Below are 12018 nucleotides of genomic sequence, written 5' to 3'. Positions count from 1 at the left end.
GTCGGCAGCGGGGGGATGCCAACGATGAAACGGGTGCTGCTGTTGGTGCTGGGCTTGCTGTGGCTTGGGGTGTGGGGCGGCCAGCCGACCATAGCTCTATCGCGGGCCAAAGACAATCCGGTGGTGAGCGTGCAATCCCCAGCCAAGGACTTCATCACCACCGAGTCGGGATTGCAATACTACGATATTGCTCAAGGCAGTGGGCCTTCGCCTCAGCCGGGGCAAACGGTGGTGGTCAACTACGTGGGCAAGCTACAGGATGGCACCATCTTCGATAGCTCCTACAGGCGCAATCAGCCTTTTATCTTCACCTACGGAGTAGGGCAGGTGATCCGTGGCTGGGAGGAAGGGCTGGCCACCATGCGGGTGGGGGGCAAGCGCTACTTGCGCATTCCGCCGGAGTTGGCCTATGGCAGCCGCGGGGCAGGCGGGGTGATCCCCCCCAATGCCACCTTGGATTTTGAAGTGGAGCTCCTGGCCATCCAGTAGATTCAGATCTCGCAGAGACCGAATATCCAGGCGGCATTGGGCTTGTGCAGGAACTCCCTTCCCCGGAACTGTCTTCTTCTTGGCGGCCCAGTTCTCTAGCAGCAGATCCTGCCCTAGAAAAAGCTCGCCTGCGCCAGCATTTTCGCCAGGTGCGGCAGGGGTTGGACAGATCCCTTATCAGTCAAAAGGTAGTGGCTCACTTGGCTTCTTGCCCCCAGCTCTTGGCTGCCAAAACCATCCTGGCTTACGTAGCTTTTGGCTCCGAGGTAGATCTGGGATCCCTGTTTGCCCTTTTTCCAGAGAAGCAGTGGGGGATCCCCCGTTGTCTGCCGCGGCGGCAAATGCAGTGGCACCGCTACCAGCCGGCTGAGCTTGTCCCCAACTGCTGGGGCTTGCTGGAGCCTTCTCCCGGCAGCACAGTTATCGACCCTGGCAAGGCGGATTTGATCCTGGTGCCTGCCCTGGCCTGCGATCGTTGGGGAAGGCGTTTGGGCTATGGCGGCGGCTATTACGACCGCTTTTTGGCCGCTTTGCCGGATCCCAGTGTGCCCAAGTGGGGCATTGTCCCCCAAGCCTGCCTACTGGAGCAGCCTCTACCTCAGGATCCTTGGGATCAGCGCCTGGATGGGATCCAAACCGAGGAGAGGTTCTACGAGACGGGGATCCCCTAGACTAAAGAGGGTGGGCCTTGGAGGAAAAACGATGAGCCAAGTTTGGAAGCCGGCGCAGTGGCTAACCCAAAAGCTGCGTCTTGTCTGCATGAGCTTTGGCTGTGTGGCATTGGCGGTGCTCTTGATGGGCTTTGGGGCGATCCCCCTGCAACTGAAGGATCTCCACGTCACCCCCTGTCCCGATACCCCCGAATACACCAACCTGGTGACCAGCAACGGCAACCCCATACCGGCCAGGTGCCTGTTCGTCGAAGGCACAGTGGTCAACCGCTCCAAAAATACCCTGCTGAACGCGGATGTCTTCGGTCGGCTTTACGATGCCAACGGCAACGAGGTTCTGCCGGAGCGTACCCGCCTGGGGGCCATTGCAGAAGTTCCTCCCGGCGAGAGCCCTTTTTCAATTCGCATCTCGGTGCCCATAACCAGCCCCCTGCCCCTAACCCTGGAGCAATTCAAGGCCAGCGGCTTCAGCGGTACCGTGCGCCGATGAGGTCCAAAGCTGGCGGCTGAACTCCACCTGGGTGGGGCGCTCAGGCAAATGGAGCTGGGCAACCACAGGCGGGGTTTGGGCGATCAGCCGGCCCCGGCGGAAGACATACAGGCAAGCTGGTTTCAGGCGAATGGCTTCGACGGCATCGGCGGCCTGGAGCACCACCAGATCGGCATAGCAACCGGGTTCTAGGCCGTAGCCTTCCAACCCCAGAATGCGGGCCGGATTCTCCGTAACCGCCAAGAAACACTGGCGCATCTGCTCATAGCCTGTCAGGTGGGCGGCGTGGATGGCCATGTGGGCCACCTCCAGCATGTTGCCGCTGCCCAAAGGGTACCAGGGATCCATCACACAGTCATGACCAAAGGCCACCGTCAAGCCTGCGGCCATCAGCTCGGGCACCCGGGTCAGCCCCCGTCGCTTGGGGTAGGTATCGTGGCGACCTTGGATGACCATATTGACCAGCGGGTTGGCGATCACCCCCAGCTCTGCCTCGGCCATCAGGGGGATCAGTTTGCTGACGTAGTAGTTGTCCATCGAGTGCATGGAAGTTAGATGGGATCCGGCTACCCGCCCCTGCAAGCCCAGCCGCAGCGTTTCGTAGGCCAAGGTTTCCACATGGCGCGAAAGCGGATCGTCGGTCTCGTCGCAGTGCAGATCCACCCGCAGACCCCGCGCTGCTGCAATTTCACATAGGGCCCGCACCGAAGCCGTCCCTTCGGCCATCGTCCGCTCGAAGTGGGGGATTCCGCCCACCACCTCTACCCCCAAATCCAGAGCCTTCTCCAGGAGCTGCACCGCCCCTGGCGAGCGATAGTAGCCATCCTGGGGAAAAGCCACCAGTTGCAAATCCAAGTAGGGAGCCACTTTTTGCTTGACTTCCAGCAGCGCCCGCACCGCCAACAGGTTGGGATCGCACACATCCACATGGGTGCGGATGGCCAGGATCCCACGCGCCACTGCCCAGTCGCAATAGGTCAAGGCCCTCTCTATGACTGCCTCGGGGGTCAACAGCGGCTTCAACTCCCCCCAGAGGGCGATCCCTTCTAGCAAGGTGCCCGACTGGTTGACGCGCGGGATCCCATAGGTGAGGGTGGCATCCATGTGAAAGTGGGCATCCACGAAGGGGGGCGACACCAAGCGGTTGCTGACATCAATTTCTTGGGGGGCAGTGGCTTGTAAGTTGCTTTCCAGAGCCACAATGCGATCCCCCTGGATACCGATATCGATTCCCTTGCGGCCATCCGGCAAATTGGCCCGGCGCAAAATGAGATCCATATGTTGTGGCTATTTGTTTGAACTTAGGATGGAAAGAAGCAACTACAGTTGACTGAATGATAGGCCAAATCAGATAAAGATGTCTTAAATTACCTCAAAGCCCGAATTTAGGAAACCAGTTGATTGGGTTATTGCTCACTTTATAAAAGAGGGCTGTAGTCCCCAACAGCATCCGGTTGTGCAAGATATCAACCAAGTAGTCAGAGGGATAATCTATCGAGAGCTGATTTGAGAGGACTTGGCCCTTACATCCATTCCAACCGTCAGCGAAACTTCGTTGTCCATTACAAACAAGCTCCTTCTCAAAAAATTGTATTTCAGGATACATATTTTCAGGGATCTCCCCCTTAGGATAAGCCGAGCAGTAACCCGATCTCGAAGTAACCTCAACAGAAGCGACTATGGCACGTTTAGAACTCTCCCGGCGGGACTTCTGCCTGCGTTCTGGGGCTTTCGTGGCTGGCTTGATGGGGAGCCGCTGGTTGGTTCGCGATGCCGCGGTGGCTCAAGGAACCAAGCTGAAGGTGGCCGGGGTTTATACGGTTCCCATTGAGCAGCAGTGGGTGAGCCGGATCCATAAAGCGTTGATGGCTGCCCAGGAGCGGGGGGATATTGACTATACCTGGTCGGAGTCAGTTTCCAACACCGACTACCCACGGGTGCTGCGTCAGTATGCCGAGAGCGGCGTCCAACTGCTGGTGGGTGAGGTCTTCGGGGTGGAGCGGGAAGCGCGGGAGGTGGCCAAAGACTATCCTAAGGTCAGCTTCTTGATGGGATCCAGCCTCAAGCCGGATCCTGCCCTGAGCAATTTTGCCGTGTTTGACAACTACATCCACGAGCCTTCCTATCTGACGGGAATGGTGGCCGGGGGGCTGACGCGCTCCAAAATTATCGGCATGGTGGGGGGCTATCCCATTCCAGAGGTGAACCGCCTCATGAATGCTTTTATGGCAGGGGCGAGGGAACTGCAGCCGGAGGTGAAGTTTTTGGTCACCTTTATCGGCAGTTGGTTTGATCCCCCCAAAGCCAAAGAGGCGGCTTTTGCCCAAATTGATGCCGGGGCGGATATTCTCTATGCGGAGCGCTTTGGGGTCTCTGATGCTGCTAAGGAGCGGAAGATGTTGGCCATTGGCAATGTGATTGATACCCAGCCGGACTACCCAGAAACGGTGGTGGTCAGCGCCCTGTGGCACATGGAACCCACCATCGACAGAGCCATTGCCGCGGTGAAGGCCGGAGAGTTTAAGGCAGAGGACTACGGGATCTACAGCATGATGAAATATGGGGGATCCAGCCTCTCCGACTGGGGAACCTTCGCCGACAAGGTTCCGGCTGAACTGAAAGCTAAGGTGATGCAGAGGCAGGCAGAGATTCTGGCAGGGTCTTTTGTTGTAGCCATCGATGACAGCGAACCCAAGTCCACCCTCTGACGCGCCTTTGGCTCTGAAGGTGGTGGGCATCACCAAGCGCTTTGGCGCTCTGCTGGCCAACGACCAGATTGATCTTGAGCTGCGGGCCGGGGAGATTCTGGCCATCTTGGGGGAAAATGGGGCGGGCAAAACGACACTGATGAACATCCTGTTTGGGCACTATGTTCCCGATCAGGGTCAGGTGTGGGTGTTTGGTCGGCCCCTCAAGCTGGGATCCCCGGCGGCTGCCCTGGCGGCAGGGATAGGCATGGTGCATCAGCATGTGGTCTTGGCCGATAATCTGTCGGTGCTGGACAACATTCTTCTGGGCACTCAGCCCCTGTGGCACCTGTGGTCTCGGCGGCGAGAGGGACGGCGGCGCATCCAAAAGCTGGCCGAGGAATTGGGGTTGGCCGTGGATCCCGAGGCCCTGGTGGGATCCCTGACCTTAGGGGAGCGGCAGCGGGTGGAGATCCTCAAGGTGCTGTATCGAGGGGCGCGGATCCTGATTTTGGATGAGCCTACGGCGGTGTTGACCCCACCGGAAATTGAGCCGTTTTTTCACACCCTACGGCAGATGGCCGGTCGCGGGCTGGGGATCCTGCTGATTTCCCACAAGCTCCAGGAGGTGATGCGCATCAGTGACCGGGTGATGGTGCTGCGCTCAGGGCGGGTGGTGATGGCGGGCAAGACGGCTGAGATCCATCCCACAACTCTGGCGGAAGCGATGGTGGGGCAGCGGTTGGCGGCGGTGGTCAAAGCGCCCTTGTCTGTTGGGGAGACGATCCTGGAGCTGCAGCAGGTCTCCTGTCGGGCAGGGCAGCAGCATCTGGAGCAGGTTTCTCTGACGGTGCGGCGTCACGAAATCGTGGGTATTGCCGGGGTGGCGGGCAATGGGCAGGCCGTTCTGGCAGATCTGGTCTGTGGGGTGATCCGGCCCCACCAAGGTCATCTCCATCTGCATGGCCGAGTCCTGCGGCTGATCTCTCCTGCTGAGATGGTGCGGCAAGGCATGGCCCGGATCCCAGAAGACCGCCACAAAACTGGGCTGATTGGTTCCCTTAGCCTGTGGGAGAATTGGGTGATCGAGCGCTATCGGGATCCCGAATTCTCGCGGTGGGGGATCCTGCGTCACCGCCAAATCTATCAGCAGGCCCACACCTGGCTACAGACCTACGACGTGCGGGGACTCCAGAGTGGGGATCCGCGGCAGGCGCTCCAGATGCCAGTGCAACTGCTGTCCGGCGGAAATATGCAAAAAGTGATCCTCTCGCGGGAGCTGTGTCGGGATCCCCAGGTGATTGTGGCTCACCAACCGACGCGGGGACTGGATCTGGGGGCTGTGGCCTATGTGCATGCCCAACTTCTGGCAGCAGCCCGGGCTGGAGCCGGGATCCTGCTCATTTCCGAAGACCTGGATGAATTGCTGAGTTTAGCGGATCGAGTGGCGGTGCTCTATCGCGGTCGGCTTTCCTCGGCAGTCCCGACCCAAACCACAACGGTGACCGCCTTGGGGTTGCGTATGGCCGGGCAGGAGGTGGCTGATGCGTGTTGAACCCCGTTCCACGGTGCCCCTTTGGCTGATCCTGAGCGCGCCGATGGCAGCCATTGTCCTGGCTTTCCTCTCCTGCAGCCTGCTGATCCTGTGGACGGGATCCCCAGTTTTGGCAGCCTATGGAGCTTTGCTGCGGGGAGCGGTGGGATCCCCCTTTGCCCTAAGCGAGACCTTGACTCGGGCCGTTCCCCTGATCCTGACGGGATTGGCGGTGGCGGTGTGTTTTCGGGCTAAGTTGTGGAACATCGGTGCAGAAGGCCAGTTTTATGGCGGGGCTCTGGTTGCCAGCCTCTTGGGCACCGGTGGGCTTTTGCTGCCGCGCCCATGGTTGGTGTTGGTGCTGCTGCTGGCGGGCTGGATTGCTGGAGGGCTGCTGCTGTGGATCCCGGCCTGGCTCAAGACCCAGTTCCAGGTGGACGAAGTGGTGACCACCTTGCTGCTCAATTTTGTCATTCTTCTCGGGATTAGCTATCTCCTGGAAGGCCCCCTCAAAGATCCTCTGGCTCTGGGTTGGCCCCAAGGTCGTGCCCTTGTGGATGCTGCCCTACTGCCGCGGCTGATCCCCCGCAGTCGTCTCCATGCCGGTTTGATCATTGCCCTGCTCGCTGCCCTGGGGGTGTGGGCCATAGAGCGGTTCACCGTTTGGGGCCTAGAAATGCGAGCCGTAGGCGCGAACCCGGAAGCGGCCAGGTTTCTCGGCATCCCAGTCCAGGGAGTTATTTTGTATACCTCACTGCTGGGAGGGGGGCTGGCAGGCTTGGCGGGAGCTTGTGAACTTCTCGGGCTCAAGGGCTATCTCACCTTGGATTTATCCCCGGGCTTTGGCTACACCGGCATTGTTGTTGCCCTGTTGGCCCAACTGCATCCCTTGGGAGTGGTGGGGGCCGCAGTTTTCATTGCCGGGGTTTATGTGGGAGCCGATACCATGGGGCGTAGCTTGGGCGTTCCCACCTATCTTGCCGATGTCATTGTTGCTGCTGCCCTGCTGTGGATGTTGGTCTGCATGGGATTGGCCCGTTATCGTCTGCGCTGGGACTGAGCACCCGTGTCTGCACTCCTGAGTCTAATCAGCTTAATCAGCACCACCAGCTTTTGGGTGGCCACCCTGCGCATTGCCACTCCCTTGCTCTTTGGCACTTTGGGCGAAGTCCTCTGTGAGCGGGCCGGCGTTCTCAATTTGGGCATCGAAGGGATCATGACCCTGGGGGCCATGACCGGTTGGCTGGTGGTCTATCAGGGATCCGGATTGTGGTGGGGCGTAGCCTTTGCTGCCGTCCTCGGTGCAGGTGTGGGCTTGATTCACAGCCTGTTGACCGTCCGCCTTGGGGTTTCCCAGCACGTCACCGGCATTGGCATTACCCTCTTGACCATCAATGCTGCTTATTTTGTTTATCGCATGGCCCTGCCCCAGGTCACCTCTCCCCCCAAAATCGTCCCCTTCAGTCCTTGGCCGATCCCCGGTCTCTCCAGCCTGCCCTTTCTGGGAGAAACCCTGTTTACCCAGCCGCCCCTCACCTACCTCAGCCTTCTCCTGGTGCCCCTCATGGCCTACATCCTCTACCGAACTCCGCTGGGCCTGGCCGTGCGCATGGTTGGAGAAAATCCCCAGGCTGCCGCTTCCCAGGGGATCCCGGTCTATGCCGTTCGTACCGGAGCGGTGATGGTGGGCAGCGCTCTTATGGCCGTGGCCGGTGCTTTTTTAACCCTCTCTGCGTTCGATGCGTTTTTCTTCAATATCGTCAATGGGCGGGGGTGGATTTGCATTGCTCTGGTGGTTTTTGCCGCTTGGGATCCCTGGCGAGCCTTAGGAGGAGCGTTGCTGTTTGCCGGGTTTGATGCTTTGCAATTGCGCCTTCAGCAGCTTTGGGGTAGCCGGATCCCCTATCAGTTTTTCTTAATGTTGCCCTATCTGCTCAGTATTGTGGCGTTGATTTTGGTCTCTCGCCATGCCAAAGCGCCCCGCGCCCTTTTGATCCCCTTTCGCCCTGAAGAACGGATTTGACTACTGGACTTTCAAGAAGCCGAAAATTACTCCCATTGAGCCTTTGCCCTTGCCCCAGAAGCCTGTATGTCTTACGTCAAGACGATTGTCTGTTTCGCCAACTCCAGAAAAATGGCCGGTCGCTGTATTGCCGGCAAGGAATGGCAGAACGGAGAGCCAGGAGAATGGGTGCGTCCTGTCAGCAGCCGCCCGTCACATGAGGTCTCTGAACATGAGAGGTACTACGAGAGCGGTGGCGACCCAGAACTTCTTGATATTCTCTGTGTCTCTTGTGATACACCTCAGCCACTACCTCACCAGAGGGAGAACCACGTTATCAATCCAAAGCACCGCTGGAAAAAAGTTGGCCACCTGCCTTGGGAGGATATCAACAGTTGGCTAGACAACCCTGAGAATCTCTGGGGCACTGGCGAGAGCAGCTATGCTGGGTGGAACAACCGGTTAAGTGTCGGGCGAGAAAGCGGAGTTTCTCTTTACCTTGTACCGGTCGAGCATTTGCGTCTGTTGGTTGGTTACAAAGCACCAGGATACCCGAATTCTAAGCGTAGAGTACGCGGCGAGTTTGTATACAAGGGAGTAAAATACTGCATGGATGTTACCGATCCTGTGATTGAACGGGATTTCCTAATGGGCGAAGACGGTCAATATGACATCCCCGATCCGGTGCTGTGTGTTAGCCTTAGCGATCCCTACTTGGGCTATTACTACAAGCTGATAGCGGCTGTTCTCTACTCAGGTCGACTCATATGAAATCAGAGATCTACACGATTGGTCACTCAAACCACGAGATTGATTTTTTCATAGACTTACTGCGCCAGTACAACATCACCGGTATTGGCGACGTTCGCTCACGTCCATATAGCCTTTACGTCCCTCAATATTCACAAGAAAAGTTGAAAAGTGCTTTAGCGGCAGCAGGTATTGCTTACGTCTTTCTGGGCAAAGAATTGGGAGGACGTAGCGAAAATCCGAGCTGCTATGATCAGGGTAGGATTCAGTATGAACGACTGGCAAATGAGCCAGCCTTCCTCGAAGGGATCGACCGTCTGATCCAAGGTTCTAGTCGGTATCGGATCGCACTGATGTGTGCTGAGAAAGACCCTATTGAATGTCATAGATCGTTGCTGGTGGCGCGTAAACTTTTTCAAAGTGGGATTCCGGTCAACCACATCTTGGCCAATGGCTCTTTGGAGACTCATGAGGCTCTAGAATCTCGTCTTCTTGCCCTTTGCAAACTTCCAGAGGGGGACTTGTTTAGAAGTCGGGAAGAGTTTATAGCCGAAGCCTATCTCATTCAAGGCAGGCGTGTCGCCTATCGAGATGAGAAAATGTCAAAAAATGATGAGCGGAGCGCGAGGCCATGAAGATATTTACGATAGGGTTTACGAAGAAAAGTGCAGAGCAATTTTTTAATCGCTTAAAACAGCCTGGTCTGGTTCGAGTTGTTGATACTCGACTTAATAACACCTCGCAACTGGCGGGATTCACGAAAAAGAGGGATCTAGAGTTTTTTCTTCACGAGATCTGCAAGCTTGGATATGTTCATTTGCCGGAACTTGCACCAACTCAAGAGATTCTCGATGCTTACAAAGCCAGTGGTGAATGGTCTAACTACGAGAGACAGTTTTTGTCGCTGATGGCCGAGCGTCGCATTGAAGATCAAGTGGATAAAAGTATTCTCGATGGAGGATGTCTGCTTTGTAGTGAAGCTACACCTGAGCACTGTCATCGTAGGCTGGTTGCTGAATATTTGCGCAGAAAATGGGGTGATGTTGAAATCGTGCATCTATGATAACTAAGAGCTGGCACTACGGATTTTTCCGATTTATGCAGCTACTCCGAGTTGCAGCAGGATTCCGGCAACACGGAGCGAAAGGGATCCCTGACTGCCCAACCGATTTGGAAACTCTCTCACCGACAGCAAGCTCAATACAGGGATCCCCGCTTGGGCAGATCCAACACATTGACATCTTTGGGGTTGACCTTGAGCAGATGATGGGCGAGCAGGAAGCCTGTGATCGTCTGGGTTTGGCTGCCCCATGCGTACCTCTGTTGGGTCATGGAAGTATTCCGCCTACTTTTGTTCGGGAATGACCTTGGTTTGAATGTTGCACCCGTTGCTGATGACATCGCCGTACTGTTGCCCCCGCAACACTGGGCCAGTGTTTGCCGCCGTTGCTTTTGGATCCCAAGTTCCTGCGGGCAGCTAGCGTGTATGGTAGATGAAAGCTTGTTTTTGGGCCTTTCCCCGTCCCTATGCCCAGGGCTAGCACCTCTCGCCATCAGACCGACCCCCGCTTCAGCTCTGCTATCGCTACGCGAGGCTTTCGCGAACAGGCCAAAGGGTTAAAGCCCCACCAACAAAAGCAACTGCAACGGCTTTACCAACTGCGCCTACCCCCCAACCGCCTGGTGACGGTGGAGTTTGCCCAACGGCTGGGATCCCTGACCCAAGAGTTGGAAGGCCGGCCCATCAGCGTTTACCTCAACCGGCGCGGCCAGGTAATCCGCGTAGGGGTGGGATCCCCTTTTGAAACCCAGATTCCCGCTTGGGAATTGCCCCGCCAGGGGGCCGAGCGCCTATCCGGGATCCGCTGCATCACCACCCAAATGGGGGAGGGGGGCCCCGGTCAAAAAGCGCTGACGGCCATGGCTTTGCAGCGTTTGGATGCCCTCATCACCCTTTCCGTGTCCAAGTCAGGAGGGCACCGACGCCGGGGAGGAGCGGCTACGGGCTTTGTTCACCGGGCCTATCTGGCCCATCTGCTGCCGGAGGGAGAGCGCCGTTGGCAGGTTTCTGAGCCTTTGCCTTTGGGGATCCTGGCAGAACAGGATCTGCAGGAGCTGGTGGCGGAGCTGGAGGATGGGTTTCGGCGCCAGTTGACCGCCCGCCAGGTGGATCTGGATCAGGATCGGGCCATCCTGGTGGGGCTGCAGGAGTCCGGGCAGAGCTACGAGGATCTCATGGATGGGTTGGCGGAGCTGAGCCGCCTGGTGGAGAGTGCCGGCGGACAGGTGCTGCAAGCCCTCTGGCAGAGGCGGGAAGGCCCCAATTCGGCCACGGTAATCGGATCCGGTAAGGTGCAAGAGCTGGCTCTGCTGGTCCAGGATCTGGGCGCTAACTTGGTGGTGTTCGACCGGGAACTCACCCCCAGCCAGGTGCGCACCTTGGAAGAGGCGGTGGGGGTGCGGGTGGTGGATCGCAGCGAGGTGATCCTGGATATTTTTGCCCAGCGGGCCAGAACCCGGGCCGGAAAATTGCAGGTGGAGCTGGCGCAACTGCAGTATTTGCTGCCTCGCCTGGCCGGTCGAGGGCGCACCATGTCGCGGCTGGGGGGTGGGATCGGTACTCGGGGCCCGGGGGAAACCCAACTGGAAATGGAGCGGCGGGCCATCCAGCGGCGCATCAGCAAGCTGCGGCAAGAGGTGGAAGAGCTGCGCCGCCACCGCCAGCGGCTGCGCCAACGGCGCGAGGCATCCCAAATTCCTGTGGTGGCCCTGGTGGGCTACACCAACGCCGGCAAGTCCAGCCTTCTCAACGCCCTCACCCATGCTGAGGTGTACGCCGCCGACCAGCTCTTTGCCACCTTGGATCCCACCACGCGGCGGCTGGATCTGCCCGACCAGCAGGCGGTGCTGTTGACCGACACGGTGGGATTTCTAACCGAATTGCCAGACCAACTGGTGGATGCCTTTCAAGCCACCCTGGAAGAGGTGACGGAAGCCGATGCCCTACTACATGTGGTGGATCTCTCCCACCCCAACTGGGAGGGGCAAATCGAGGCGGTGGAAACATTGCTGGACGAGATGCCCTTGGCCACCGGCCCCCGGCAACTGGTGTTTAACAAAATCGACCGCCTGGATCCCGAATGGGTGGAAGACGTCCGCCTGCTCTACCCCAAAGCCCTGTTTGTTTCCGCCGCCACCGGCCAAAACCTGGATCAGTTGCGCCACACCCTGGCCCAATTTGCTGCAGTTCTAAGCCCCAACCCCTTCGATAGTCAGGAACCCAGAGATCCCTAAAAGCATTCCATAAGGATTTCCAAACCTGCATAGCTCATCTTCATCCGCCGTCAACATAAACATTCAGTTACATTGAGATCAGGATTGTGACCCGACTTAAA

13 protein-coding genes are annotated in these 12018 nt (G+C 57.9%); 11 read left to right on the top strand and 2 right to left on the bottom strand.

Annotation, left to right across the window (positions count from 1 at the left end; translation table 11 throughout):
* The first annotated feature begins 24 nt into the window (after positions 1 to 24).
* The 3 genes from NW842_RS04245 to NW842_RS04235 are packed head-to-tail and all read left to right on the top strand — an operon-like array spanning position 25 to position 1650.
* Complete coding sequence (locus NW842_RS04245; RefSeq protein ID WP_414416381.1) at positions 25 to 489, top strand: FKBP-type peptidyl-prolyl cis-trans isomerase; 465 nt, start codon at positions 25 to 27, stop codon at positions 487 to 489.
* A gap of 44 nt (positions 490 to 533) precedes the next feature.
* Positions 534 to 1160, top strand: coding sequence for a 5-formyltetrahydrofolate cyclo-ligase (locus NW842_RS04240; RefSeq protein ID WP_414417541.1), 627 nt, complete (start codon positions 534 to 536; stop codon positions 1158 to 1160).
* A gap of 31 nt (positions 1161 to 1191) precedes the next feature.
* A complete protein-coding gene (locus NW842_RS04235; protein WP_414332474.1) occupies positions 1192 to 1650 on the top strand; it encodes an FxLYD domain-containing protein in 459 nt (152 codons plus the stop codon).
* Here NW842_RS04235 and NW842_RS04230 read toward each other — a convergent pair.
* Positions 1597 to 2928, bottom strand: a complete 1332-nt coding sequence (locus NW842_RS04230) for an amidohydrolase family protein (RefSeq protein ID WP_414417540.1) — start codon at positions 2926 to 2928, stop codon at positions 1597 to 1599. The two genes, NW842_RS04235 and NW842_RS04230, sit on opposite strands and share 54 nt — an antisense overlap.
* A gap of 401 nt (positions 2929 to 3329) precedes the next feature.
* Between NW842_RS04230 and NW842_RS04225 the strand changes: the two genes are divergently transcribed.
* The 7 genes from NW842_RS04225 to NW842_RS04195 all read left to right on the top strand — a co-directional run bounded on the left by NW842_RS04225 (position 3330) and on the right by NW842_RS04195 (position 9686).
* Positions 3330 to 4358, top strand: coding sequence for a BMP family protein (locus tag NW842_RS04225; protein ID WP_414417539.1), 1029 nt, complete (start codon positions 3330 to 3332; stop codon positions 4356 to 4358).
* On the top strand, positions 4330 to 5892 hold the full coding sequence (locus NW842_RS04220; protein ID WP_414417538.1) for an ABC transporter ATP-binding protein: 1563 nt from the start codon (positions 4330 to 4332) through the stop codon (positions 5890 to 5892). The genes NW842_RS04225 and NW842_RS04220 overlap by 29 nt, the downstream gene beginning before the upstream one ends.
* Entirely contained in the window at positions 5882 to 6931 is a 1050-nt protein-coding gene (locus NW842_RS04215) for an ABC transporter permease (protein WP_414355655.1), read from the top strand. The genes NW842_RS04220 and NW842_RS04215 overlap by 11 nt, the downstream gene beginning before the upstream one ends.
* 6 nt (positions 6932 to 6937) lie before the next feature.
* Entirely contained in the window at positions 6938 to 7894 is a 957-nt protein-coding gene (locus tag NW842_RS04210) for an ABC transporter permease (protein WP_099812064.1), read from the top strand.
* Between the two features lie 66 nt (positions 7895 to 7960).
* On the top strand, positions 7961 to 8644 hold the full coding sequence (locus NW842_RS04205; RefSeq protein ID WP_011432051.1) for a dual OB domain-containing protein: 684 nt from the start codon (positions 7961 to 7963) through the stop codon (positions 8642 to 8644).
* Positions 8641 to 9258 (top strand): DUF488 family protein, encoded by a 618-nt coding sequence (locus tag NW842_RS04200; RefSeq protein ID WP_414417537.1) that lies wholly within the window; start codon positions 8641 to 8643, stop codon positions 9256 to 9258. Before NW842_RS04205 ends, NW842_RS04200 begins: the two co-directional genes overlap by 4 nt.
* Entirely contained in the window at positions 9255 to 9686 is a 432-nt protein-coding gene (locus NW842_RS04195) for a DUF488 family protein (RefSeq protein WP_414400650.1), read from the top strand. Before NW842_RS04200 ends, NW842_RS04195 begins: the two co-directional genes overlap by 4 nt.
* 134 nt (positions 9687 to 9820) lie before the next feature.
* On the opposite strand, the gene NW842_RS04190 is transcribed toward NW842_RS04195, so the two are convergent.
* Positions 9821 to 9955, bottom strand: coding sequence for a hypothetical protein (locus NW842_RS04190; RefSeq protein ID WP_414355651.1), 135 nt, complete (start codon positions 9953 to 9955; stop codon positions 9821 to 9823).
* Positions 9956 to 10150: 195 nt separating this feature from the next.
* On the opposite strand from NW842_RS04190, the gene hflX reads away from it, so the two are divergent.
* On the top strand, positions 10151 to 11917 hold the full coding sequence (gene hflX, locus NW842_RS04185; protein WP_414417536.1) for a GTPase HflX: 1767 nt from the start codon (positions 10151 to 10153) through the stop codon (positions 11915 to 11917).
* Positions 11918 to 12018 lie beyond the last annotated feature (101 nt).

It is taken from the genome of Synechococcus sp. R55.4 (assembly GCF_047461935.1).
GTDB lineage: Bacteria > Cyanobacteriota > Cyanobacteriia > Thermostichales > Thermostichaceae > Thermostichus.
This window is presented reverse-complemented; position numbering and strand designations above follow the sequence as displayed.

Excerpts from the sequence above, each read along its gene's own strand:
- hflX (WP_414417536.1), top strand. The coding sequence starts at position 10,151 with ATGCCCAGGGCTAGCACCTCTCGCCATCAGACCGACCCCCGCTTCAGC.
- NW842_RS04195 (WP_414400650.1), top strand. The coding sequence starts at position 9,255 with ATGAAGATATTTACGATAGGGTTTACGAAGAAAAGTGCAGAGCAATTT.
- NW842_RS04230 (WP_414417540.1), bottom strand. The coding sequence starts at position 2,928 with ATGGATCTCATTTTGCGCCGGGCCAATTTGCCGGATGGCCGCAAGGGA.
- NW842_RS04245 (WP_414416381.1), top strand. The coding sequence starts at position 25 with ATGAAACGGGTGCTGCTGTTGGTGCTGGGCTTGCTGTGGCTTGGGGTG.
- NW842_RS04225 (WP_414417539.1), top strand. The coding sequence starts at position 3,330 with ATGGCACGTTTAGAACTCTCCCGGCGGGACTTCTGCCTGCGTTCTGGG.
- NW842_RS04205 (WP_011432051.1), top strand. The coding sequence starts at position 7,961 with ATGTCTTACGTCAAGACGATTGTCTGTTTCGCCAACTCCAGAAAAATG.
- NW842_RS04190 (WP_414355651.1), bottom strand. The coding sequence starts at position 9,955 with ATGACCCAACAGAGGTACGCATGGGGCAGCCAAACCCAGACGATCACA.
- NW842_RS04220 (WP_414417538.1), top strand. The coding sequence starts at position 4,330 with ATGACAGCGAACCCAAGTCCACCCTCTGACGCGCCTTTGGCTCTGAAG.
- NW842_RS04235 (WP_414332474.1), top strand. The coding sequence starts at position 1,192 with ATGAGCCAAGTTTGGAAGCCGGCGCAGTGGCTAACCCAAAAGCTGCGT.
- NW842_RS04200 (WP_414417537.1), top strand. The coding sequence starts at position 8,641 with ATGAAATCAGAGATCTACACGATTGGTCACTCAAACCACGAGATTGAT.
- NW842_RS04215 (WP_414355655.1), top strand. The coding sequence starts at position 5,882 with ATGCGTGTTGAACCCCGTTCCACGGTGCCCCTTTGGCTGATCCTGAGC.